Source organism: Candidatus Binatota bacterium (genome assembly GCA_012960245.1).
In the GTDB taxonomy this organism is placed as follows: Bacteria; Desulfobacterota; Binatia; order UBA1149; family UBA1149; genus UBA1149.
In genome coordinates this window covers 45,179-69,333 of sequence record DUBO01000012.1, presented here as the reverse complement: position 1 = coordinate 69,333, position 24,155 = coordinate 45,179, and the positions used below count along the sequence as shown (strand labels likewise).

Below are 24,155 nucleotides of genomic sequence, written 5' to 3'. Positions count from 1 at the left end.
TAAGAATGTCCTATGCTGTCATAAAAACTGGTGGAAAACAGTACCGCGTGAGCCCGGGAAGCACTGTCACTGTTGAAAAACTCGAAGGCGATCCCGGCGATCCCGTGGAGTTTGCCCAGGTATTGCTGCACGGCAACGAAGGGCAGGTAGAAGTCGGTCGACCGCTGCTTGAAGGCGTGACGGTAAACGGCGTCATACTGCGCCAGGACCGCGGAGCGCGTATACTGGTATACAAGAAAAAGCGCCGTAAGAACTACCGCCGCCGCCAGGGGCACCGGCAGTACGAGACCACAGTAAGCATAACCGGGATATCCAACTGACGATTACCCGTCAACGATTTCCTGCAGAAACAATTTCTTACGGATACAAGCACGGACGTTCTATATGGCTCATAAGAAAGGACAGGGAAGCACCCGTAATGGCCGCGATACTCGGGGCCAACGCCGCGGGGTCAAAATTTTCGGTGGCCAGGCCGTCACGGCCGGCAACATACTTGTGCGCCAGCTCGGTACCCGCATCCACCCCGGCACGGGCGTGGGCATGGGCCGGGACTACACGCTGTTCGCCCTGCGCGACGGCGTCGTGCGCTACGAGCGACTCGGTCGCGACAGAAAAAAAGTCAGCGTATATCCCGCCTGAGGGCGTGAAGTGAAGTTCATCGACGAAGCCCGCATCCGCGTTTTCGGCGGAGACGGGGGCAACGGCGCCTGCGCCTTTCTGCGGGAAAAGTACCGGCCCATGGGCGGGCCCTCGGGTGGCGACGGAGGCAGAGGCGGCTGCGTGTGGGCCGTGGCCAGCAGCCACATGACCACCCTGCAGGATTACCGCTTCAAGCGTGAGATCAAGGCCGATCGTGGCGGCGACGGCCAGGGCAAGGGCAAGCACGGCCGGGCCGCGGGCGACATAGAGCTGCCGCTGCCCATAGGCTCAATTATACGCGACCTCGACAGCGGCCAGGTTGTCGGCGATCTCGTTGAGGAAGACCAGCGCGTGCTGCTGGCCGGTGGTGGCGATGGCGGACGCGGCAACGCCCGCTTTGCTACACCCACCAACCAGGCCCCGCGACGGGCCGACCACGGCGGCCAGGGCGAGCAGCACTCGCTGGAATTCGAGCTACGCCTGTTGGCCGACGCCGGCATCATCGGCCTGCCCAACGCGGGCAAATCGAGCCTGCTCTCGCGCCTTAGCGCGGCCCGACCGAGAATTGCCGACTACCCGTTTACAACCCTGGTGCCCACACTGGGGGTCGTGGCGGTGGCCGAAGAAGCCTCGTTCGTGATGGCCGACATACCGGGCCTTATTGAAGGCGCCCACCAGGGCCACGGCCTGGGTACGCAGTTTCTCAGGCACGTGGACCGGGCCGCTCTGCTGGTGCACATGGTCGACGCTTCGGGCCGCGACGCCGAGCAGGTCATGGCCGATTTCGACACTGTGAACGGCGAGTTAAGAGGCTTTGCCGAGCGACTCGCAAACAGACCGCAAGTGGTCGTCGTTAATAAGACCGATCTGCCCGATGCGACTGAATTGCTGCCGGCCTTGCGACGTCTGTTCGCAGAGCGCAACATCGCTTTTGAGGCCATATCGGCTGCCACTGGCGAGGGCTGTGCACGGCTTGCTGCTGTAATATGGGAGCAGGTGCGGCAGCAGCGTGGCGACAACGCCGAGCGACAGGCCATGCACGACTGAAACGAAGCCGACAAAAACCTGCTGACAGAAGAAAACATGTCCCAGCTCAAGCACAAGCCAGCAATACTCGCGTCTGTAAGGCGGGTTGTCGTAAAGCTGGGCAGCAGCGTGGTGACAACGGCTTCGAGCATCAACGGCGAGCGCGTAGCCGCCATCGCAGCCGAAATCGCACGCATGGTCGACCACGGCTACCAGGTTGTACTGGTCAGCTCCGGGGCCCGGGCGGCAGGACTATCGCGACTCGGCATGAGTGCCATGCCCGTGGCCATACCCGAACAGCAGGCAGCGGCAGCCGTCGGACAGATCAGCCTCATGTCCCACTACGAGCGTTGCTTTTCAGACTGCGGACACCACGTGGGGCAGGTACTGCTGAGCGTGGGCGACCTGCACGACCGCAGCCGTTACCTGAACGCCCGCCACACCATGGAGCACCTACTGGCGCACGGCATCATCCCGGTCGTGAACGAGAATGACTCGGTGGCGGTCGAAGAGCTCAAGTTCGGCGACAATGACCACCTGTCGGCCTTGGTCGCGGGCCTGGTCAGCGCCGAGCTGCTGGTGATACTCACCGACGTGGACGGCGTATACGACGGGCCTCCCACGCTTGCCTCTTCGAGCGTGGTGGACCTGATAGAAAACATCGACCAATACGTGCTCGAATTCGATGGCTCCGCGGGCGCGAGGAAACTCCCCTCTGGGGAGCTGGGCACCGGCGGCATGGCGAGTAAGCTGCGCGCTGCGGCCAGCGCCGCCCACCGCGGAATAACCACCGTAATAGCCGACGGCACGACCGAGGGCAGCCTCACGCGAGCGCTGCAGGCCGACAGCTGCACGGGCACACTGGTGGTGGCCTCGGCCTCGCCCATCTCGCATCGCAAGCACTGGATAGCCTACGGCATGGCCACCGCGGGAACCCTGCAGGTGGACGAGGGCGCCTTGGCTGCCCTGTCCGAGCGCGGCGGCAGCCTGCTCCCTTCGGGCGTGACCTCGGTTGTGGGATCGTTCGCCGCCGGCGACTGCGTGACCTGCCTCGGGCCCGACGGCAAGGAGTTCGCCCGTGGACTGGTGGCCTATGATTCGGACGACTGCGAGCGCATAAAGGGCAGCCACAGCAGCAGCATCGAGGCCAGTCTCGGTTATCACTCCGGCGACGAGCTGATACACAGGGACAACCTGGTACTGCTTGAGGAGCTGGCCCAGGAAGGCCAGCCCGGTGACTGAAGATATGCAGGAAAGCGACACGAAGGCTTACGTTGACGAACTCTGCCGGCAGGCGCGCAGTGCGTCGCGGCAACTGGCCGCGCTCACCAACGAGCAACGCAGCGCGGCCTTGCACGAGATCGCCTCGCGGCTGGTCGAAGCCGAATCGCTGCTCCGCCAACGCAACGCGCTCGACCTCGACGCCGGACGCGAAGCCGGTCTCAGCTCGGCCCTGCTCGACCGCCTCACGCTGAACCCCGAACGCGTGCAGGGCATGGCCGAGGGCCTGCTTACCGTGGCTGATCTCGACGATCCCCTGGCGGGCGCGATTGACCGCTGGCGCGCACCATCGGGACTCGACATTGAGCAGCGTCGCATACCCATAGGCGTGATTGGCATGATCTACGAATCGCGCCCCAACGTTACTGCCGACGTGACCGCGCTGTGCGTCAAGTCGGGCAACGCGGTCATACTCAAGGGCGGCAAGGAAGCCATACACTCCAACAGCGCCATCGCCGAAGTAGTTACGGCCGGCCTGCGCGCTACCGGCGTGCCCGAGACCGCCGTGCAGTTGGTGCAGCGCACCGACAGGGAAACCACCAACGAGCTACTCACCCGCGACGACTCGATAGACTTGCTCATACCGCGCGGTGGCCCTGGCCTGGTGCGGGCCGTGGCCGAACGCTCGAGCATTCCCATCATCAAGCACTACGAGGGAGTGTGCAGCGTGTACGTCGACGAATCGGCCGACCTCGCGTCGGCAGCCGACATCGTAATGAACGCCAAGGTGCAGCGGCCCGGCGTGTGCAACGCGATAGAAAACCTGCTCGTGCACGCCGAGGTGGCCGACCGCCTGCTGGCCGACCTGACCCCGCGCCTGCAAGAGGCGGGCGTGGAAGTACGCGCCTGCCCGCGGGCCATCAAGCTAATAACCGGCGCTACGGCCGCCAGCGAAGACGACTGGTCTACCGAGTACCTGGACCTCGTGCTGGCCGTAAAGATCATCGACTCACTCGACGAGGCCATAGAATTTATCAACAGCGAGGGATCGGGCCATTCCGATTCGATTGTCAGCAGCAACAACGACAACGCCGAGCGCTTTCTTTCGCTGGTGGACTCGGCCGTGGTGTACTCAAACGCGTCCACGCGCTTTACCGACGGCTTTGCCTTTGGCTTCGGTGCCGAGATCGGTATTTCGACCAACCGCATCCACGCGCGCGGGCCGATGGCCCTGCGCGAGTTGACCACCTACAAGTACGTGGTACGCGGCCAGGGACAGGTAAGGGACTGAGCCCTTGCCGCGACTGGGTATACTGGGTGGCACCTTCGACCCGGTGCACCTCGGCCACCTCAGGGCGGCCGGTCACACGGCCCGCGCGCTGGGCCTGGACAGGGTGTTGCTGGTGCCCGCGCCGCGCCCCCCGCACAAACCCGCAGACCAGCCGGCCGATGCCCGCCACAGGCTGGCGATGGTCAGCCTGGCCACGGCCGATCACGAGGGTCTTGAGGCCTGCGACATCGAATACCAACGGCAGGGGCCTTCTTACACCGTCGATACCCTGTCTTCACTGGCCGAGCGTGAGCCCGACAGTGAGCTGTACCTGCTCGTGGGCATAGACGCCTGGCTGGAGGTCGACACCTGGCACGAGCCGCAGCGGATACTCGGGCTGGCCAACGTGGTGGTGCTGTCGCGTCCCGGCCAGCCCCCACTTGCACAGCCACCGCCGCTGCCCTTTGCCGACAGCAGCGACGCTTGTTATGATTCGGAAATCGGTTGTTACCGGCACAGCAGCGGCCATCTTGTCATGACCCACCTGTTAGACGGCATCGACGTATCGTCGTCGCGCGTGCGCGAGCGCGTGCGCGGGCAGTTGGCCGTCGAAGACCTCGTGGGCCCAGCGGTGGCGGCCTATATCAAGGAACACGGTCTATACAGAACATGAAAAAACAAATTCAGCTCTCCCCCTCAAACGAAACCCCTCGCCCCAGCAGCCGCTCTTCGGCTGCTGCTGTTTCGGACGTTGAACTGGTGACGGCAGTTGCGGCCGCAGCCGAAGAGCGCAACGCCACTGATATCATGGTGATCGACATGGCCACCGACAGCTCAATAGCCGACCACTTCGTCATATGCACGGCACGCTCGACCATACAGGTCCGGGCTATCTGCGATCACGCAGAAAAAGAAGCCACGCTCGTGGGCCGCGAGCCCATATCGCGCGAGGGACTGGAGTTCGCGCACTGGGCGTTAGTAGACTACGGCGACGTGGTGCTGCACGTGTTCCTCGAAGACACCCGAGCCGTCTACGACCTTGAGCGGCTGTGGCACCACGCTCCCAGCCGCGACTGGACCCCGGGACCGGCCAGCAGTCAGCAGTGATCAACGGGGCAGCGATCAACGAAGGCATAAACATCGATGTTTAGACGCACACTATTATTCGTAGTCCTGCTGCTCATGGCTGGCGCCATCGCCGCCCTGCTACACCTGAACCCCGACAAGGCCCGGTTCTCACTGGGAGCCGAGTGGGCCGTGGAGCTGCCCGTGGGGGTCCTGGTGCTGCTGTCGCTTTGCGCTGGCGCGCTGGCCATCTTCGTGCTCGCGCTGATACACGAGGGCCGCAATGCGCTTCGGGCATGGCGGGTCAACCGCGAGGTGAGAGCTGCCGCCTGGAGCCTGTCGGCCCGCAGCGAGGCCCGTTCGCTGGCACTGTCGGGCGACTACGCACGCGCCCGGGCGTTGTTTACCAAGGCGGCTAAAAAACACGAACCCGACCCCGGACAGGTGGTCGACATGGCCGACACCTGGTTCGAAGAGGGCCGCCCCGACCAGGCCCGCAAAATCCTGGAAGACGGCTTGAAGGAACTCGGCAATGACCCCCTGCTGCTCTTTGCATACGCCCGTGCCTGCTCGCTGCTGGGCGATCACCCGGCGGCCGTGGCGGCGCTCGGTCGCGCGCGTGCGAGCTACCCCGACAGTCCGCGAGTGCTGGAGATGCTGCGCGACCAACTCTTCGCAGTGTCCGACTGGGACGCCGCGGAACAGGTGCAACAACGATTGGCGCGCATACGGCCCGACGACGACGGTGAGCGCAACCGCCTGCTGGGCGCGCGTTATGAAAAAGCAATGCAGAGCCAAGGCGAGCTGCGCGAGGCCCTGCTCAGGAGCATCACCGACAGCGATCCCGACTTTTCGGCCGCCCTGCTCGAACGCGCGCGCACACTGGCGACCTCGGACCATCAACGCCAGGCCACCCGGCTGCTGGAAAAAGCCGTGCTGAGAAAACCAGCGGCCATACTGCTGCGCGAACTGGAATTGCTGGCCGACGGCGACCAGACTCAACGCATGCCTAAACTCTACGACAAGCTACTGGCCCGTTACCCCGACAAGCAGGGGCTGGCGCTGCTGGCGGCGCGCTACTACGCGGGCCACTCGCAAGCAGATACGGCCCGCGAGCTGCTCGAAAAAACCGCAGCCGACAACGACGCAGCAAAAACTCTGTGGCTGCAGATCGAGGCCGGTAACTCGGCGTCGGGCAACGGGGTATCCAACGGCGCCGGCAGCAATGGGAATGCAGTCATTGTGGACGGCCCCGGACCGATATTCGCATGCTCGGCCTGCTCGGCGGGCAGCAGTGAATGGACACCGCGTTGCACCTGCTGCGGCCGTTGGAGCAGCCTCGACACGGCTGCCTGAGGGAACGCGTCCCTGCTTACAGTTCGGCCGCAACGACGGCCAGGTCGGACAGCTCGTGCAGGTCGTGATCCATTTCGGGCACCCTGGCTACTCTCACCTCCTTGGGCAGCTGGGCCTCGAAGGCCTCCAGCCGCTGTTCCTGTCCCTGGCTCACACGCCAGGCGTCGTCCCACAGTTGTAGAAGCCAGCTGCGGGCCAGCTCGTCCGAATCCATCCCATCGAGCAATGCTGCGGCCTCGGTGCGGGCCGGGGCCTCGGGTTGCAGCGGGCATACGGCCAGGCGGTTGATCACCACCGCCCTCAGGGGAACACCCAGCTCAGCCATACGCCGTTGCAGGTAGTCACTCTCGTCGAGCACCCTGTCGTCGGGTCCGGCCACCAGCACGAAGGCCGTCTGCTCGCTTTCGAGCAACGCGCTCACCCTGGCCCCTCGCTCAGCGACACCGTCAAACAACGTATCCATGGCCACAAAGAACTCGGCTATCGAGGCCAGGGCCTGGGCCCCGGTAGCCTCCTCCAGGCGGTCGAGCACGTAGCCCAGGCTGCGCCGCGCGGTCTTCCACGCCACTTTTCCTGCCGCGACCGACGGCTTGACCAACCACCCCAGTAACGAACGATCAAGAAACTCGCGCAGGCGCCGGGGCGCGAGCAGAAAGTCCAGCGCGTGGGCCGTGGGCGGCGTGTCGAGAACGACGACATCGTACTGCTCGGAGTCAACTATGCGCGCGAGTTCCTCAACGGCCATGTATTCGGCAGAACCCGCGAAGGAAACCGACAGGTGGCCGTAAAACTCGTTAGCCAGTATGGCCTCCGCGATTTTGTCGGAGGCCGCGCTGCGGCGGATGAAATCGTCCCAGGCGCCCTTCTGCTCGAGCATGCCGGCGCTGAGCGTACCGCTCACGCGACAGTCGGCCGCGGCCAGCGCCTCTTCGCTCACCCGCTGTCCTCCGCTGGCCAGAGAGTCCAGCCCCAGTGCCTGGGCAAGCCTACGGGCCGGATCGATGGTGAGAACCATGGCGCGTTTGCCCTCGGCGGCAGCTCGCAAAGCCAGCGCCGCCGCGATGGTGGTTTTGCCCACCCCGCCGCTACCCACGCACACAATCACTCGGTGCTCTGAAAGCAGCCCGCCCACGCTCACGACTCAGCCACCCCGCCTGCGTTGATACCCGGCTCTCCGGCCAGCAACCCGGCGAGCCGGCTGAGCTCGGCCGGTCCGAACTCTTCTGCCACCAGCAAGGGCAGCCTCAGCACCCGGCGCCCGCTGTCGCGTTCTATACGCTCAAGACCTCGTTCCTGTATCCCAAGCCAGGACAGCTCGCGTGCTGCCAGCTCGGCCAGGACGGTAGCCAAACCACCCTCCGGCCCGCTTGATGCAGCAGTCGCCAACTCGCCGGACAAGCGCTCGGCCGCGGGCGGCGCGGCCTGTCGACAACAGTTCACGATGAGCCTGCCCACCTCCATGCCCAGTTCTTCATCGAGCGCGACCAGCACCTCGCGGGCCTCGGACAAGGGCATCGCCTCGGGCAAGGCCACCACGTGCACGCGGCAGTAGTCGGGATCGCACAGCATGTCGCCCACCCTGACGGCCTCCCTGTGCACCAGGCCCGAGCCAAAAGTCCGCGCAGCTACCTCTGGCATACGCAGGTAGCGCAAGCTGTGGCCGGTGGCGCCGGCCTCAACTATGACGGTAGTCCAGGTCGGGCTGCCGTCGTCGTTGGTCTTCTGGCACTCGTACCAGACCTTGCCTACGGCCATCAGTTCTTTCAGCCCCGGCGCGGCACCGACGAAGGCCTTGTAAAAGCGGCTGGTCGTCACGCCGTGAAGCATTCGCCGCACGGGTACCATCAGGGCCAGGTATTCCGAGAGCGCCGCCTCGCCATCCACTGACGCCACGTAGACTTCGCCCGGCGGCAAGGCCTGACTTGTCTTTACCGGGTCGGACGAGGACTCAACGCCCAGCGCTCGCGCCAGCCCGCCGCTACCGCCCAGCTCAAGCGCCAGCACCCGTCCACCGCGCGCCGCTCTTTCCAAAGCCAGTGCCGCCGCGACAGTGGACTTGCCCACGCCTCCCTTGCCAACCACTATCTGCAGCCTGGTATCAGCCATATACCTCGCCCAGCCCTGCGAGCCGGCCCACTGTAGACCCTGCCGACGCCAGCCGCTACATTGCGGGTTGTGAAACACGGGCTACAGTCATTTTCGCTCAAGCGTTCCCGGATCCTGGCAGGTCAGCTGGTCCCCTGCCTCCTTGCCAGCCTGCTGCTGTTATCGGCAGCGAGCTGCTCGACTCCCCCGCCGCCCAAGGAAACCCACCTCGCGGTGAACGCGGCGCGGGCCTTCGAGTCGGGTAACTATATGCTCGCGGTAGAAGAATACAGTCGATTGCTCGACCAGCACCCGTTCTCTGAACACTCCGAGCTGGCCAGGCTGCGCGTGGCCCATGCGTTTTACCTCGGCCGGAAGTACGACCAGGCGGTGAGCACCTTCGAAGACTTCGAGCGACGCTATCCTGCCAGTAAAGCCATAGCTTTTTCGCAGTACATCACGGGCATGTGCTGGCTCGACCAGGCGAGCTCGGCCGACAGGGACAAGAGCTCATCGGTCAACTCCATACTGCACTTCGACCGGGTGATACTCAGGTACCCCGACTCGGTGTGGGCCACCCTGGCTCGCTTTCGCAAGGCCGAATGCCACGAGAACCTGGCCGACCAGGAACTGTACGTGGGCGACTACTACCGCCGAACGGGCGACACCGCTGCGGCGGACCTCCGCTTCCACTTCGTCCTCGACGAGTATCCGCTGACCTCGGCCGCGCGCGAAGCCCGCGAACGACTGGCCGGTAGCTGAGCGTCAGCCCAGCAGCTTATCGCGCAACGCGTCCTGCGTAACCCTATCGACCCCGGCCTGCAGCAGGTAGTTCTGCGTCGAACCCCAGCGCCGGTCGAGTTGCTCCAATGTATAGCGAATTCTCGAGGCAGGGCTCGAGCAAAGGTAGGCTATCACGTCGTCGGCCAATCCCTCGCCCTCCAGCGCGCCGCGGTGCTTGCTTATGACCTGCGCGAGGTAACGCTCCGAGGCGCTGTAGTCCTGCTCTATCACCGCATCGCTGACCCCCAGCGTTCGCAGCAGCAGTGCCGCTACCACGCCAGTGCGATCCTTCCCGCCGGTGCAGTGAAACACCAGTGGCACCCGGTCGCCTGCCACCGACTCGAAAACTTCGCGCACTGCAGCAGTACCGACCTCAAGCATCTCGATGTAACGCTCGCGCAGGTCGACCTTGCCCCAGTCTATGTCGCTGTCGAAGGGGCTGAGCGAAACCGCCACCAGCGGAGCGTGCACGTGAATGCCCCTGCCCTCCACGAACACTCCCACCCCGTCGCGCTGGAGTTCCAGATCGCTGCGCAGGTCTACGACCCTGGCGATGCTAAGACCCTCGAGCACGCGCGCGTCGCTGTCGCTCAGTCGGTGCAGGGTGTCGGCCCGATAAACGATAGAGCGGCGAACCGACTGACCCGACGCCGTGCTGTAGCCACCGATATCCCTGAAATTAAACGACCCGTCGAGCGCAAGCGGCTGGTTGTGCATGACGACACCCTTGCACGCAGGAGCACCGCGAATCAAGCCCGGCCTGGCTTGCAGGGGTCCTCCGAGCGCACACCGGAATAGCGGGTAGCCGGCCGCAGAAACGACTCTTTTGACAGCCCCCGGGCCAAGCGCTACTCTTGGGCTGCCTTATTGCGAGTGGTGGAGGGATTAGGCCCGTTGAAACCACAGCAGCCGGCTTCCCCGCGGGGAAGTGCAGGTGCTAATTCCTACGCCTGCCTTGGTTGCAGATGCGGAAAATGGGGCGGGAACGGTTACTAGAACCTCTTCCTGGCCACGCAAGTAAAGGCCGATGGGAAGGGGTTTTTTGTTGCGCGAACGACAGCCACAGAGGAACAGACGACGGGTGCTCATAGTGGGCGCCGGTGCCTTGGGCTGCCCGGCGGCCTCGGCGCTTGCTGCAACGCCGGGCTTCGCCCTGACCCTGATCGACCCCGACCGAGTTGAGCTGTCCAACCTGCAACGGCAGCTGTTGTTCGACCGTTCGACCCTGGGCCGCAACAAGGCCGAGCAGGCCCGACTCGCACTGTTGGCCGGGCAGCCCGATCTGGAGATCGCCGCCCTGCCCCTTCGCCTTGACGAGGACAACGCTGCTTCATTGTTTGAGAAACACGATTTCGTTATCGACGCCTGCGACGACCCGGCCAGCAAGTTTGTCATCAACCGCACGGCGCTCGCCAGCGGTACGCCTTTCTGCCACGCCGGCGTAGCCCGCATGGGCGGGCAGTTGATGACGGTCATCCCAGGGCGCTCGGCCTGCCTGGAGTGTGTCTTTCCGCCCGGGGCCGCCTCGCCTGACAACATGGCCGGCACCACCGGCGAGGGCTGCGGCGAGCTGGGCCTGCTTGGCCCGGTTGCCGGCGTCCTAGGCTCACTTCAGGCGCTCGAAGCCTCGCGCGTACTCGCCGATCCCGCACGTGCCCGCGGCGGGTGCATGAGAATATTTCAGATCAAACAGCCGCGCTGGCGCAGCGTGGAATTTCGGCCAAGGCCGGGCTGCATCTGCGCCACGGCAGTTACCAGGCTAGACCCCCTGCAGGTGCAGGAAACAGGACAACGGAGACAGGAATCATGGCTTTCGTAAATGGACTGACCTGCCGCGAGTGCGGCGAAAAATACAAAATCGGCCCCGAGCACGTGTGCGAGTACTGCTTCGGCCCGCTGGAGGTGGAGTACGACTACGACGCCATCGCCTCGGTCATAAGCAGGGAGCTCATCGAGTCGCGACCTCATAACCTGTGGCGCTACCGCGAGTTGCTGCCCGTGGAAAACGAGCCCACCATAGGCCTGTATTCGGGCTGGACGCCGCTTGTAAAGGCCGATCATCTGGCCCGTGAGCTGGGGGTCGAAGAGCTCTACGTCAAGGACGACTCCTGCAACCACCCGACCTTTTCCTACAAGGATCGCGTGGTCTCGGTGGCCATAAGCAAGGCCGTGGAGCTGGGCTTTGACACCGTGGCCTGCGCGTCAACGGGCAACCTTGCCAACTCGGTGTCGGCCCACGCCGCGCGCGCCGGGTTAAAATGTTACATCTTCATCCCCGACAACCTCGAGCAGGGCAAGGTCATTGGCTCGGTCATCTACGACCCGGTCCCGGTGGCCATCAAGGGCAACTACGATGATGTAAACAGGCTGTGCGCCGAGATAGCCGACAAGTACCGCTGGGCCTTCGTCAACATCAACCTGCGTCCCTTCTACACCGAGGGCGCCAAGACCTACGGCTTCGAGGTGGCCGAGCAGCTGGGTTGGAAACTGCCCCGCCACATAGTGGTGCCCACCGCCGGCGGCACCATACTGCCCAAGGTGGCGCGGGCCTTCGAAGAGTTTACCCGCCTCGGACTGGTGGCCGACGAGCCTTGGTCGATTTACTCGGCCCAGGCGTCGGGTTGCGCGCCGGTCATCAATGCCCTGCACTCCGGCAGCGAACTCATCGAACCCGTAAAGCCCGACACCATTGCCAAGTCGATAGCCATAGGAAACCCGGCCGACGGTTACTACGTGCTCAAGGCCGTACGCGGCTCGCACAGCGGCTGGGGCGAGAGCGTGACCGACGAAGAAATAGTGGAGGGCATCAAGCTGCTGGCCCGCACCGAGGGTATTTTTACCGAACCGGCTGGCGGTACGACCGTTGCCGTTACAAAAAAGCTGATAGACACCGGCCGCATACCGCGCGACGAATCGATAGTAATCAGCATTACGGGCAACGGCTACAAGACTATCGAGGCGGTGACCGCCAGCGTGAAGGAACCGCACGTGATACCGGCCAGGCTGGCAGATTTTGACGAGCTGTACGCCACCCTGACCTGATGCGAGCACGGAAGGGCAAACAATACGGCAGAAAAAAGCGCCGGGCCCCGATTGCCCGCCCGGCCACCTGCCAGTAAGCTGACTCGATAAGGCCAACGACAGGAACAAGGAGACCAGTAAAACCATGCCAGTTGAAGTAAGAATTCCCACGCCACTGCGAAAGTTAACCGGCGGTGCCGACACCGTACCCGTAGAAGGCAGTTCGATAGCCGAGCTGCTCGACGATCTCGACAAAAACCACCCCGGGCTCAAAGGCAGGATCTGCGAAGACGATGGCTCGGTGCGGCGCTTTGTAAACGTCTACGTGAACGGCGACGACATTCGTTTTCTCGACAACCTGGCCTCACCGCTCAAGGATGGCGATGAGGTGTCGATAGTGCCCGCCATCGCCGGTGGCACTCGGTCGTTGGGCTGAGGCGCTCGGCAGCGGTGAGTTCAACGCCCGCAAGCGTCGCGGCCCACACGGCCGGGACCGTCTGTGACCTGGTGGGAAACACCCCCTTGGTCGAGATCCAGCGGCTGCGCGAAGGCGTGGCCGACGGCGTTAAGATCTACGCCAAGCTGGAGGGCTTCAACCCCGGTGGCTCGGTCAAGGACCGCGCCGCTTGGAACATGCTCAAACACGGGCTGGATGAAGGCAGACTCGCCCCGGGCAAGACCATACTCGACTCCACTTCGGGCAACACCGGCATAGCCCTGGCCATGGTCGGGGCGGCCCTGGGCTTTCCGGTGACCCTGGTCATGCCCGCCAACGTGTCTATCGAACGCAAGCGCGTCGTGACTGCCTACGGAGCCACCGCGGTGTATTCGGACCCGTTGGAGGGTTCGGACGGCGCGCTGCTGATGTGCCGCGAAATGTACGAGGCCGAGCCCGACAAGTGGTTCAAGCCCGACCAGTATTTCAATGAGGCCAACCCCGAGGCACACTTCTTGACCACCGGGCCTGAGATCTGGGAGCAAACCGAAGGCGCCATTACCCACTTCGTGGCCAGTATCGGCACCGGCGGCACTGTGATGGGCACCGGCCGCTATCTGAAAAGCCAGAACAAAGCCGTGCAGGTGATAGCCATTGAACCGGCCGACGCCTTTCACGGCATCGAAGGGCTCAAGCACATGGAGAGCTCGATCGTGCCGGGAATCTTCAAGGAGCAGGAGCTCGACTCCAAGATCGGCGTGGCCACCGACGACGCCTACGACATGGTGTACGATATAGCTGCCAGCGAGGGTATGCTGGTTGGGCAATCCAGCGGCGCTGCCCTCTGCGGAGCGCTGGAAGTGGCCCGGCAGCTCGACGAGGGGTTAATAGTCGTGATTTTCCCTGATTTTGGAGACCGTTACCTTTCAACCAACCTTTGGATGGGCTGGAAAAACCGCAAACAGACCCGCAAGCAATGAGGAGGGAGCCATGGCCCTGCAGCGTTTCTACCTGACCTACAGCCAGGAAAAGATCAAAGAACCCCTGATTTACCAGCTCGGACACAAGTTCAAGGTGGTCACCAACATTCGCGGAGCCTCGGTGAGCGACCACATTGGCATAGTGGCGCTTGAACTCGACGGGGACGGCGACGAAATACGCGACGCGATGGAGTGGCTGGCCGGCAAGGGAGTCAAGGTCGAACCCATCGAGAAAAACGTAATAGAATAGAACTGTCATGTCGCTCAGCGACGAACAGCTCGAACGTTACTCGAGGCAGGTGATCCTGCCCGAAATTGGAATCGCCGGACAAGAGCGCCTGCTCGCAGCCCGCGTGTTGGTGCTCGGCTGCACGCCCGGCCAGCAGACGGCGGCCGATTACCTGGCCGCTTCGGGCGTTACGGTGGACCGCGAGACAGGCTCCGACCAGCGCTACCAGGGCGACTGCGCGCTCCTTGGTCCCAACTGCATGCAGATGGCTGCCGGGCTGCTCGAAGCCGGCACGCCCGTTGCCTGCTACGGCCACGCAAACGGGCAGACAACGAGCGCAATGGCGCTTCTGCCCTCCGACAAGCTACCGGCGAACGAACTACCCTCTGCTGGGGCCCCTAACGAGCCCGGCCTCGAACAGGCCGCCGCCTGCGAGGCCGCCTGCCTGTGCCTGGCCTGGCTGCTGCGAGGCGAGCAGGCTTGAACGCCAGCTCGGCCCACCTCAAGCTGGAGCTGGCCATGCGCGGGCTCAGACTCGAGCAGGGACTGGAAGCCGCCGAGTTGGCGGCCGCCGGCACCGAGCCCGGCGGCGACAACCTCGTTGAGCTGCTGCTTCCCGGTGACCTCGTGGCCAGCTGCCAGGTCGACAAGGGCGGAGACGGCGGTTCGAGGCATCGACTTACTGTTGAAAACGACCGCTTCCTGCTGCGCACCGGAGACGACTCAACACCGGTGCCGGTGAGCGTGGTGGGCCGGCCCGAATTCTACGCAAAAACGACTTCGGCAGGCACAAAGATGAACCGGCTGGGGCTATTGCACGGCGACTTTCTCGCCATAGACCCGGCCGGCGCCTGTGCGTTCGCAGGCGAGAGCAAGCCCTGCGTGCTCTGCCCCGCCCGCCGCAACCGCGGCGCCACTCGTCGCAAGCCCTGGCCCCTGGAAGAAGTCCTCGAAGTAATACGCGCGGCCTTCGACGAAGGCGCGGTCGAGTTCATTTACTTTCGCACCGGCCACTACCACGACGACGACGGAGGCTTCGCCCTGCTTGAGCCTTACGTTAAGGCCGTCAAGGAGCATTTTGATACCCTGGTGGCCATACAGGTGAGCCCGCCGATCGATGCCGGCTGGGTGGACCGAGCCTACGCCGCTGGCGTGGACGCAGTGAACTACCCGCTTTTTACCTTCGACGACAAGAGCCTGGCCAGGACTTGCGCGGACAGGTGCACGCAGGTGCCCCGCGAACAGACCCTGGCCGCCCTTGAGCGAGCGGCACGGGTATTCCCGCGCGGAACCGTATGGAGCGACCTCATGGTGGGATTGGAGGAACCGACCTCGACCATGGAAGGTATCGACCTGCTGGTTTCACTGGGCGTGCTGCCGGTCCTATCGCTTCACCGTCCTTCTGACCTGGCCAGCCTGGCCGCCCACCCATTGACCGACCCCGACGACGTGGTGCCCGTATACGCCCACCTCTACAAGGCCGCGCGCGAGGGCAGGCTCAACCTGCAGTGGCTGCGCGATCTCGGCCAGGCCGTCACCCCGCTCGAAGCTCGATTCTTTGCCGGAGATGATGCTAAACTGGACGTCGCGGTGAGCAGCTTCTACCGTTCAAGGCTGGGTGGCCGCGCGGCCCGCAGCCTTTCGCGGTTCAGGCGTCGCCTGCGGGTCAAACAGGTGAGCGACTCTTTCGATTCCTCCCAGCTCTGAACCGTCCGCCGCCGCGCAAGAGAAACGCGGCTACAGCCCAGGGGCGTCAGCCGATAAGGCCATGAGCCAGGAAAACACCAGCAAACAATACGTGGTCGACACCCGGCCCCTGGCCCTGGTGCTGCTCAGCCGGCTGAACCGCCCCCTGCGCCTGCTCCTGGGCGTGGGCCTGTTCGTGCTGGTGTACAGCATGGAGACTCCCGAGGGCCTCTCCGAAGAAGGACGCAAGGCCATGGCGGTATTCGCCCTGTGCCTGACCTGGTGGGTTCTCAACGTGTTGCCGCTGATGATCACCAGCCTGATGGCCATAGCCCTCATCCCGCTCACGGGCATAATGCCGGCCGAGCAGGCCTATTCTCTTTTTGGCAACTCTGCCGTGTTCTTCATCATGGGCGCCTTCATACTGGCCGCCTGCCTGATGAAATCGGGCCTGTCCACGCGGCTGGGGCTGCTCTTCCTGCGACGCTTCGGTCACAGCCCCCGCTCGCTGCTCTGCGCGGTCTTTCTCATGAACGCCTTCATGGCTTTCTGGATGTCAGAACACGCGGTGGCTGCCATGAACTTTCCGATCATCATGGAGATAGTCATGGTGCTCAAGCTCAGGCAGCGCCGCAGCAGCTATGCCAAGGCCCTGTTCCTGGCGCTGGCCTGGGGCTCAACCATAGGCGGGGTGGCCACCCTGCTTGGCGGGGGGCGCGCGCCGCTGGCCCTGGGCATACTGGAGCAGTACGAGGGCACGAACCCCTTTACCTTTCTCGACTGGACGCTCAGGGCGCTGCCGGTGGTAGTGGTCATGTTGGGGGTGGGCTGGCTGGTCATAACCAGATTTTTCCCCATCGATCAGGACAGCGTGGCCGACGCCGAGACGGCCCTGGCCGAAAAGGTGGCGAAACTGGGCCCGATGAGCCGTGACGAGAAGGCCATAGGAGCCGTAATGCTCGGAACCGTGGCCACCTGGGTGCTGGCCGGGCACAACCTCGGGCTGGCCAACGTGGCCATAGGCGCCATCGTGCTGCTGTTCGTGTTCAAGCTGGTCAAGTGGCGCGACGTGGAGGAGTACGTCAACTGGGGCATCATCCTGATGTACGGCGGCGCGATCTGCCTGGGCGCGGCGCTCAACGATTCGGGGGCCGCCACCTGGCTGGCCCAGCGCACCCTGGGCCTGATGGCCGACAGCCCCTCGAGCGCCGTCGCCGCCCTGTCGGCGAGTTCCTGGTTGCTCACCGAGGCCATAAGCAACTCGGCCGTGGTGGCGTTGATGATGCCCATGGGCCTTGGAATGGCCGACACCATAGGCCTGGTGCCCGCCACCATAGCGCCGCTCATCGCCATACCGGCGGGGCTGGCCTTCGCGTTTCCCATCGGCACACCGGCTAACGCCATCGCCTACTCGTCGGGCTTTCTGCGCCTGCGCGACATCATCCTGCCCGGCGCGATTATGGGCGCCACCGGCTGGGTCGTGTTCAATCTCACGGTGCGCTTCTACTGGACCTGGGCCGGCTACATCCACCTGTAGACCGCTGGTTCACGGTGACCGCTCCCCCCACCGGCCGTCCTCCCCAGCCACCGGACGCCCCCATGGCGAAAGTTTGGATCCGCCGTCCGCATGGTCTAAATTGCGCGATTAACTAGACTTTTGAGGAGAATAACATGCCCGACCTTATCTCGCCCCACGGCGGACTCAGCACCCCGGTAAACCGAACAGTCGCCGAAGCCGACCTCGGCAGCTTTGCCAGCGAAGCCGCCTCGCTCACCCGCGTGCCCGTTTCGGCAGCCGATCTTTCTACGGTCTACCGCTTCGGCGACGGCGCCTTGAGCCCGCTGGAGGGCCCCATGGGAGAGGCCGCGTGGAATCTTTCGCTCGACGAGGGCGTCATCGAGAACAACGGTGAGCGCTACGCCTGGACCATCCCCATGGCCCTGCCCGTGAGCGCAGAGCTGGCGGCCACGCTTTCGGCCGGGCAGTCGGTGGCGCTCGAATCCCCCGGCGGCGATCTGGTGGCCATCCTCGAACTGACAGACGTGTACGAGTGGGACAAGCCCCGCTACCTCGAAAGCGTCTACGGCACTACCCGCGAAGACCACCCGGGAGCCGACATGGCACTCAAGGGCGACGCCGCTTGCAGCCACCTGCTGGGTGGCTCCATACGCGTGCTTCCCCAGCCCACAAACCCGGCTTTCGGCGCCTCGGTGAAATCCCCGGTGGAGGTCAGGCAGATGCTCGCAGACCTGGGTTGGGAGCGTGTGGTGGCCTTCCAGACCCGAAACCCCCTGCACCGCGCCCACGAGTACGCACTGGTGTACGGACTGGAGACGCTGCTCAAGCAGGATCTTAACGCCGGCGCCTGTCTCAACCCGCTCGTGGGCGAGACCAAGGGCGACGACGTCAACGCCGAGGTGAGGATGCAGACCTACCAGGCCCTGATCGAATCGCGTGGCATAGGCGAAGGCGACAGCGACCCGGCCCTGTGGGACGCGAGGGACGACTCGGTGCCCGACCGCGTCATGCTGCTCGGTCTTGATATCAAGATGTACTATGGCGGCCCGAAAGAAGCTGTCATGCACGGCATCTACCGGCAGAACTACGGCTTTACCGACATCATCATCGGCCGTAAGCACGCCGACGCGCCCTTCGCCGACGGCTCGGCCATCTGGGGTGACTTTGACGCCCAGGAAATCTTCGGCAAGCTCAACGGCAAGCTCGACATACAGACGGTCAACGTAGGCTTTGCTGCCTACTACGAGTCGCTTGGCCGGGTGGACCTGATGGAGAACCACGACGAGGAAAAGCCCGTGTTCATATCGGGCAAGGACGTGCGAAAGACCCTGCTGGCTGGCGAAAAGGTAGACCCGCGTATCATGCGCGAAGGAACCTCAGACATCCTGTGCCACCACATGGCCCAGGGCAGCTGAAGCAGGAGAACCCGGCCGCGCTGCCCTTTTAAGAAGAAAACTCGCCCGGGTTGGCCAGCGAAACGTCGTAGCCGAATACCTCGGCCAGTATGAAGGCTACCGCTAAGAGGCTGGCCAGTAGCGCGGACAATGCCGCCACCGACACTCCTGCCAGCACCAGTACAGAAACTCCCGCTGCCAGTGACACCAGTGGCGTCAGGAGCTGAGAAGCGTTGTAGGGAGCCACGGGCTCAAACAACGTGGTCATCTCCGAAGCGGTATCGCTCAAATCCGAAAAACTCGCCGTCGAAAAACCGGCCGACGAAAAACTCTGCCAGAGGCCGTCCAGCCTGCGACCGGCCTGGTCGAGAAAGTCAGAAATCTCGTCTTCTATGCTCGCCAATTTTCTTTGTTCCCGCTCAGCGCAGGTCCGTCGCCGGAACGGCAGCCGGGACCGCGGGAGCCTGGGCCGGAATAGCAGCCGGCTCTACAGCCGTGGGTGCATCGTCGTTGGCCAGTTGTTCGCGGCTTGAAGCGTTGACCCCGACCGGAGCCGTAGCCCCGCCAACCACCTGTGGCAGCCGCTGGCCGCTGGCCACGCGAGCGCTTGCTCGCTCCGGGCCAGGCACTGGCGGCGTGGCCTGTATGGCAAGAATCAACGTGCCGTTGCTGCCCATCTTGGGGCCGGCAATTAGCAACGGTGCGCCTCGGTTGATGCGCACATCGGTGTTTACGATCGGGCGGTTGTTCTCGTTGACAAGAACTCTCAGTTGCAGGTACTCGGTCGTGCTGTCGAGCGCTGTTATGTGCAGGTAACGATTGCCCGGCAACTCCATGCCGTACTGGTCGCCGGCCTGCACGTTCTGTTTGGTGGCCTCGATGAGTTCGTAGTTCTTGAAACGCATGCGCTTGAGTTCGGGTCTGTAGGGCTGCAGCTGGGGATCAAAAGCCCGAGATTTGTTCGATGCGTGTATGGCGGCCACCTGCACCACTCCGGGAAGTTCTACTACCACCGCTGCTGTTCCCGCCGCCGCGGCTTGGGAGAGGTCTGCCTGCGGGGCGCCTGTATCAGCACCAGCTGCTTGGGGCGCAGCCACTGGAGCCGCAGCCACTGGAGCCGCAGCCACTGGAGCCGCAGCCACTGGAGCCGCAGCCACTGGAGCCGCCGCCACTGGAGCAGCAGCCACTGGGGCCGCAGTCGCTGGGGCCACAGCCACCGGGGCGACGCCCGGCTGCTGTTCAGCTTCGGCTGCACAGGGCACACTGACCAGCGCGGCCAGTACCATACCCGTGATCGTGCCTACTCCGCCCACCGCTCAGTACCTCGCGTCGCGGCTGGCAAACCCGTCCGCGCTGTTGTCCACCCATATGACGCGCGCCTTGGTCCGCGGCTGTACCCAACTCGAAACCGTGTAGCCCGGGGCGCCAGAAAGACTATCGAGCCGGGCTGACTTGAGACCGGTCGCTCGAGCAACGGTCACGTTGCGACCGGTATCGACTACCTGCCCGCCCTGACCGCCGGGAAGCAGCATGAACATGGCCAACGCGGTCACAGATGCGGCAGCACCAGCCCAGCCAAGATTACTGGGACTCACGCGGGCCGCGATGCTGTCGAGCACACGTTGCACTGAATCCCAGCGAGGCGAATCCCAGCGAGGCGGATGCTGGTCGCTTTGTGCTGGCTGCTCGTGCGCGGAGACTGGCGGGGTCGCCAGCTCCGCATCAAGCCCGCTTTCCACCGCTTGCCAGATGCCGGAAACGTCAACGGCCGTAACCATTTCGGTTACGGCCGTTGAGATAAGAGTGCCGGTTTTCTGGAAACCCGTCACTATCTTTTCGCAGCGAGGACAATCGCCCAGGTGCCCACGCATGGCTGCCAGTTCGGTATCGGGCAGCTCATCGTCGATAAACGCGTGTACGCGTTCCTCGAAGTCGTGGCAATCAACCGGGGTACCGGATTTCATGATCCGATTATCTCCTCTAGTCGTAGCTGAAGTGCTTTTCTGGCGTAGTGGAGACGGCTCATAACAGTGCCGAGAGAACAGCCAACGGAGTCACTGATTTCCTCGTAGGAAAGACCGTCGACTTCTCGAAGAATTATGACCGCGCGGTGGTCAGGCGTCAAACTCTCCATAGCCTCATACACTTTAGCCACCAGTTCCCTGTTCCTTACCCGCGCAAACGTATCGTTTCCGCCAACCGAGCTCTGACTCCACTCGTCCACCCCTCCGGGGGGTAGCACTTCGTCAAACTCAACGGAGACACGCCTGCTTTCTCGTCTCTTGAGGTCGATGGCCTGGTTGACCGCGATGCGATAGATCCAGGTGTAAAACGATGATTGGCCCCTGAAACCGTCGATATTGCGGAAAGCCTTGATATAGGTTTCCTGCACCACATCGAGGGCGTCATCGTGGTTTCGCACCATACCAACGACAACGGCGACCAGCCGATCCTGGTACCGTTCGACGAGGACCCGCATGGAATCCCTGTCCCCTTGCTGCGCAAGGGAAACAAGCTCGGAATCGTTAAATGCCACCCGAAACGCTCCATACCACTCTGAACGACGAGACCCGGTCGCCTGCTATTCAACCAAAGCTGACTTTTCTCATCGCCGAACAGGATTATCTCTTCTTTTCCACCACTTAGCGCCCTGCGTCAAGATCCGGCTTTGACTCCCGCCCGCGCGATACATCCCAGGACTCAGTGTGCCTCGGCCCAGCTGCGGCCGCTGCCCACGTCGACAAGCACAGGAACCGACAGTTCTGCCACCGATTGCATGGCGCTGCGCAGCATTTCGGCCAGTTCGGGCTCATCCTCAACGGCGCACTGCAACAGCAACTCGTCGTGCACCTGCAGCAACATGGTCGCGCCGGAATCGGATTCGGCCAGCCGCCGCTCCACCTCGACCATGGCCATTTTTATGATGTCCGCCGCTCCCCCCTGTATGGGGGTGTTGGTGGCCACCCTCTCGGCCGCCTGCCGGCGGCCCCCATGGTCGCTGTCGATGTCGTGCAGGTAACGGCGCCGGCCCAGCCTGGTAGCCACGTAGCCCGTGGCCCTGGCCTGCTCGAGCATCTCGTCAAAAAATCCCTGCACGGCCGGGTAGCGTTGAAAGTAGCGTTTTATGAATTCAGACGCCTGTGTCCTCGGAATGTCGAGTTCGCGTGACAGGCGCACCGGCCCCATGCCGTAAACGATGCCGAAGTTGATGACCTTCGCCTCGCGGCGCATCTGCTTGCTGACCTGGTCGGGAGCAACCTCAAATATCTCGGCCGCGGTAGCCCGGTGCACGTCTTCGCCACGCTCAAAAGCGCCGCCCAGTCCGGGGTCGCCCGACAGGTCGGCCAGCACCCGTAGCTCGATCTGGTTGTAGTCGGCCGACACCAGCAGCTGCCCCTCGGGAACGATGAAGGCCTTGCGTATGCGACCGCCGTCCTGGCTGCGAACAGGAATGTTCTGCAGGTTCGGGTCGCTCGAACTCAGACGGCCGGTGGCCGTGACCAGTTGATTAAGGTGCGTGTGAACCAGCCCCTGCTCGTCGACCAGCCGCGGCAAGGCGTCAACGTAAGTAGACTTGAGCTTCGCCAGGCCGCGGTACTCCAGCACCAGCGCCGGCAGCGGGTGGCTGCCCGACAGCGCATCCAGGGTGTCACTGTCGGTGGAAAAACCGGTCTTGGTCTTCTTGACGCCCTTGGTGGGCAGGCCCAGTTTTCCGAAAAGAATCTCCCGCAGCTGCAGGGGTGACAGTATGTTGAACTCTTCGCCCGAGGCCTCGTAGATCCTGCCTACCAACCCCTCCATCCTCGACCCGAAATCGGCGGAAAGCGACTTGAGCAGTTCCAGGTCCAGGAGCATACCCCGCGATTCCATGGAAGCCAGTACGGCGACCAGTGGATACTCCAGCTCATCGTATATGGCCCTCTGGCCACGGGAATCGACCTCGCCTCCCAGCTCAACAGCCAATCGCTCGAGCTGGGCCAACAGCGCTGCGGAATCCTGCTCGTCAGCCGCCTCTTCGCCCAGCCAGCGCGGGGACACCCTGGCCCTGTCGTGGGCCCCGGCGCCGGGGTCGCAGAGATAAGACGCCAGTCCCAGGTCGAAGCCCGGCGGAGTGGCCTCCAGACCCACCTCGCGGCACAGCAATTTGATGTCGAAGCCGATCAGGTCGACCCCCGACTCGGCCGCCAGGGCCAGGCAATCCACCAACGCCTGCCGGCCCTGCAGCAGGGCCCAGCCCTGCTCACCGCCCAGCAGCAGGCATGGCCCTGTGGCCTCTTCGCCCTCGCCGCCTGGCTTGATGTGAAAGTAGAGTTCCGGGCCGGTAAGTTCGCGCCAGTCAATGCCGCTCTCCTCGACGGGGGATTGCCCTTCACTGTTGGTTTTCTCCGATCCTTCGGCGGCGGCGTCTCCGGGTTCATCGAACAGTCCGGCTTGGACCGGATCCGTCGGACCACCCTTGCCCGTACTGGCCGCATCGACCGCGTCTGCGCCGGGAGTGAGATCCCTGAATCGCGACAGCATGCGCGACATTTCCAGTTCCTCGGCAAATTCCACGAGCTCTACTCGGTAGGGCGACACAACGCGTACGTCGTCAAGAGAGAAGTCAACGTCGAGTTGGTCGCGCACCGTAGCCAGGTCGCGCGAAAGCTCGGCCGCCTCACGCCCCATCTCGAGCTTGCTATGCACCGACGCCGCGCCGCGCAACTTGAGGTCTTTGACCTCGTCAAGCCTGGCATACATCGCGTCCATGCTGCCGAAGTGCTCCATCAACACGCGCGCCGTTTTCGGTCCAATACCCCTGACACCGGGGATGTTGTCCGACGAGTCGCCCATCAACCCCAGCACGTCAACCACGCCAGTGGGAGGCACGCCGAACTTCTCCATCACCTGTGCCTCGCCGACATCCACGCCCTTGGCCGCGTCGTAGAGCGTCACGCCCTCTCCCACGCACTGCATGAGGTCCTTGTCTCCCGTGACGATGACCACCGGGCACCCCTGGGCCGAAAATAGCCGAGCCATTGAGGCCAGGAGGTCGTCGGCCTCGTAGTTGTCGCGGCGCACGCAGCGAATCCCCATGGCCTCAACGAGCCGCTGCACGAGTGGAAACTGCACCCTCAGCTCTTCGTCAGGCTCGTCCCGGTTGGCCTTGTAGTCGGGGTATAACTCGTTGCGAAAGGTCTTACGGCCACTGTCAAAGGCGGCCACTATCCAGCCGGGCTTGCGCGTACGCAGCAGTTTCTCGAACATGCTGGCGACCCCGTGCACGGCGTTGGTAGGCAGGCCCTCGGCCGTGGTCAGGCCCGGCAGGGCGTGGTAGGAACGGAAAATAAAGTAGCTGGTGTCGAGCAGGTATACAGCGCTTTCTTTTTTACCTGTCACGGCGAGGACGACTCTAGCCCATGCCGATTACCGCGACCAACCCGGGCCTGCCCGACAGCCCGCGTT

At 63.7% G+C, this 24,155-nt stretch carries 25 protein-coding genes, 1 pseudogene and 1 riboswitch; of the genes and pseudogenes, 18 read left to right on the top strand and 8 right to left on the bottom strand.

Features of this window, described 5'->3' with window-relative positions; translation table 11 throughout:
- Positions 1-5: 5 nt before the first annotated feature.
- The 8 genes from rplU to EYQ35_01690 all read left to right on the top strand — a co-directional run bounded on the left by rplU (position 6) and on the right by EYQ35_01690 (position 6,577).
- A complete protein-coding gene (gene rplU, locus EYQ35_01725; protein HIF62860.1) occupies positions 6-320 on the top strand; it encodes a 50S ribosomal protein L21 in 315 nt (104 codons plus the stop codon).
- Between the two features lie 64 nt (positions 321-384).
- Positions 385-639, top strand: coding sequence for a 50S ribosomal protein L27 (locus EYQ35_01720; GenBank protein ID HIF62859.1), 255 nt, complete (start codon positions 385-387; stop codon positions 637-639).
- A 9-nt stretch (positions 640-648) separates the two neighbouring features.
- Entirely contained in the window at positions 649-1,686 is a 1,038-nt protein-coding gene (obgE, locus tag EYQ35_01715) for a GTPase ObgE (protein ID HIF62858.1), read from the top strand.
- Positions 1,687-1,722: 36 nt separating this feature from the next.
- A complete protein-coding gene (gene proB / locus EYQ35_01710) occupies positions 1,723-2,907 on the top strand; it encodes a glutamate 5-kinase (protein ID HIF62857.1) in 1,185 nt (394 codons plus the stop codon).
- A gap of 4 nt (positions 2,908-2,911) precedes the next feature.
- Positions 2,912-4,177 (top strand): glutamate-5-semialdehyde dehydrogenase, encoded by a 1,266-nt coding sequence (locus EYQ35_01705; GenBank protein ID HIF62856.1) that lies wholly within the window; start codon positions 2,912-2,914, stop codon positions 4,175-4,177.
- Between the two features lie 4 nt (positions 4,178-4,181).
- Positions 4,182-4,829 carry a nicotinate (nicotinamide) nucleotide adenylyltransferase gene (nadD, locus tag EYQ35_01700; protein HIF62855.1) on the top strand — a complete coding sequence of 216 codons (648 nt, stop codon included), beginning with the start codon at positions 4,182-4,184 and terminating at the stop codon, positions 4,827-4,829.
- Positions 4,826-5,263 carry a ribosome silencing factor gene (gene rsfS / locus EYQ35_01695; GenBank protein HIF62854.1) on the top strand — a complete coding sequence of 146 codons (438 nt, stop codon included), beginning with the start codon at positions 4,826-4,828 and terminating at the stop codon, positions 5,261-5,263. Before nadD ends, rsfS begins: the two co-directional genes overlap by 4 nt.
- Before the next feature lie 36 nt (positions 5,264-5,299).
- Positions 5,300-6,577, top strand: a complete 1,278-nt coding sequence (locus tag EYQ35_01690) for a DUF1049 domain-containing protein (GenBank protein HIF62853.1) — start codon at positions 5,300-5,302, stop codon at positions 6,575-6,577.
- Positions 6,578-6,593: 16 nt separating this feature from the next.
- Here the strand turns inward: EYQ35_01690 and EYQ35_01685 are convergent, their stop codons facing one another.
- Together EYQ35_01685 and EYQ35_01680 are read right to left on the bottom strand one after the other, a co-directional pair.
- The gene (locus EYQ35_01685; GenBank protein ID HIF62852.1) at positions 6,594-7,715 is read right to left on the bottom strand and encodes an ArsA family ATPase; all 1,122 of its coding nucleotides are present in this window, start codon (positions 7,713-7,715) and stop codon (positions 6,594-6,596) included.
- A complete protein-coding gene (locus EYQ35_01680; GenBank protein HIF62851.1) occupies positions 7,712-8,683 on the bottom strand; it encodes a hypothetical protein in 972 nt (323 codons plus the stop codon). Before EYQ35_01680 ends, EYQ35_01685 begins: the two co-directional genes overlap by 4 nt.
- 39 nt (positions 8,684-8,722) lie before the next feature.
- On the opposite strand from EYQ35_01680, the gene bamD reads away from it, so the two are divergent.
- On the top strand, positions 8,723-9,424 hold the full coding sequence (bamD, locus tag EYQ35_01675) for an outer membrane protein assembly factor BamD (protein ID HIF62850.1): 702 nt from the start codon (positions 8,723-8,725) through the stop codon (positions 9,422-9,424).
- 3 nt (positions 9,425-9,427) lie between these two features.
- Here bamD and EYQ35_01670 read toward each other — a convergent pair whose 3' ends face one another.
- Positions 9,428-10,162 carry a tyrosine-protein phosphatase gene (locus EYQ35_01670; GenBank protein ID HIF62849.1) on the bottom strand — a complete coding sequence of 245 codons (735 nt, stop codon included), beginning with the start codon at positions 10,160-10,162 and terminating at the stop codon, positions 9,428-9,430.
- A gap of 144 nt (positions 10,163-10,306) precedes the next feature.
- Positions 10,307-10,426: riboswitch (SAM riboswitch) on the top strand.
- A gap of 46 nt (positions 10,427-10,472) precedes the next feature.
- On the opposite strand from EYQ35_01670, the gene EYQ35_01665 reads away from it, so the two are divergent.
- The 9 genes from EYQ35_01665 (at position 10,473) to EYQ35_01625 (ending at position 18,731) form a co-directional block, all read left to right on the top strand.
- Positions 10,473-11,264 carry a HesA/MoeB/ThiF family protein gene (locus EYQ35_01665; GenBank protein HIF62848.1) on the top strand — a complete coding sequence of 264 codons (792 nt, stop codon included), beginning with the start codon at positions 10,473-10,475 and terminating at the stop codon, positions 11,262-11,264.
- Entirely contained in the window at positions 11,252-12,487 is a 1,236-nt protein-coding gene (locus tag EYQ35_01660; GenBank protein ID HIF62847.1) for a threonine synthase, read from the top strand. The genes EYQ35_01665 and EYQ35_01660 overlap by 13 nt, the downstream gene beginning before the upstream one ends.
- 124 nt (positions 12,488-12,611) lie before the next feature.
- Positions 12,612-12,902, top strand: a complete 291-nt coding sequence (locus tag EYQ35_01655) for a MoaD/ThiS family protein (protein ID HIF62846.1) — start codon at positions 12,612-12,614, stop codon at positions 12,900-12,902.
- 14 nt (positions 12,903-12,916) lie between these two features.
- Positions 12,917-13,882, top strand: coding sequence for a cysteine synthase (locus EYQ35_01650; GenBank protein HIF62845.1), 966 nt, complete (start codon positions 12,917-12,919; stop codon positions 13,880-13,882).
- A gap of 10 nt (positions 13,883-13,892) precedes the next feature.
- Positions 13,893-14,132, top strand: a complete 240-nt coding sequence (locus tag EYQ35_01645) for a FeS-binding protein (protein HIF62844.1) — start codon at positions 13,893-13,895, stop codon at positions 14,130-14,132.
- Positions 14,133-14,139: 7 nt separating this feature from the next.
- Positions 14,140-14,595 (top strand): hypothetical protein, encoded by a 456-nt coding sequence (locus EYQ35_01640; protein HIF62843.1) that lies wholly within the window; start codon positions 14,140-14,142, stop codon positions 14,593-14,595.
- Complete coding sequence (locus EYQ35_01635) at positions 14,592-15,818, top strand: hypothetical protein (GenBank protein ID HIF62842.1); 1,227 nt, start codon at positions 14,592-14,594, stop codon at positions 15,816-15,818. The genes EYQ35_01640 and EYQ35_01635 overlap by 4 nt, the downstream gene beginning before the upstream one ends.
- Positions 15,819-15,879: 61 nt before the next feature.
- Positions 15,880-17,334: a DASS family sodium-coupled anion symporter gene (locus tag EYQ35_01630; protein ID HIF62841.1), complete on the top strand. Its 1,455-nt coding sequence runs from the start codon at positions 15,880-15,882 to the stop codon at positions 17,332-17,334.
- Positions 17,335-17,468: 134 nt separating this feature from the next.
- Positions 17,469-18,731 carry a sulfate adenylyltransferase gene (locus EYQ35_01625; GenBank protein HIF62840.1) on the top strand — a complete coding sequence of 421 codons (1,263 nt, stop codon included), beginning with the start codon at positions 17,469-17,471 and terminating at the stop codon, positions 18,729-18,731.
- Positions 18,732-18,759: 28 nt separating this feature from the next.
- Here EYQ35_01625 and EYQ35_01620 read toward each other — a convergent pair whose 3' ends face one another.
- The 5 genes and pseudogenes from EYQ35_01620 to polA all read right to left on the bottom strand — a co-directional run bounded on the left by EYQ35_01620 (position 18,760) and on the right by polA (position 24,089).
- Complete coding sequence (locus tag EYQ35_01620) at positions 18,760-19,113, bottom strand: hypothetical protein (GenBank protein ID HIF62839.1); 354 nt, start codon at positions 19,111-19,113, stop codon at positions 18,760-18,762.
- 643 nt (positions 19,114-19,756) lie between these two features.
- A pseudogene (locus EYQ35_01615) lies at positions 19,757-19,996 on the bottom strand (hypothetical protein).
- Positions 19,997-20,026: 30 nt separating this feature from the next.
- A complete protein-coding gene (locus EYQ35_01610) occupies positions 20,027-20,674 on the bottom strand; it encodes a hypothetical protein (GenBank protein ID HIF62838.1) in 648 nt (215 codons plus the stop codon).
- Entirely contained in the window at positions 20,671-21,246 is a 576-nt protein-coding gene (locus EYQ35_01605; protein ID HIF62837.1) for a sigma-70 family RNA polymerase sigma factor, read from the bottom strand. The genes EYQ35_01610 and EYQ35_01605 overlap by 4 nt, the downstream gene beginning before the upstream one ends.
- Before the next feature lie 164 nt (positions 21,247-21,410).
- Complete coding sequence (gene polA / locus EYQ35_01600; GenBank protein ID HIF62836.1) at positions 21,411-24,089, bottom strand: DNA polymerase I; 2,679 nt, start codon at positions 24,087-24,089, stop codon at positions 21,411-21,413.
- Positions 24,090-24,155 lie beyond the last annotated feature (66 nt).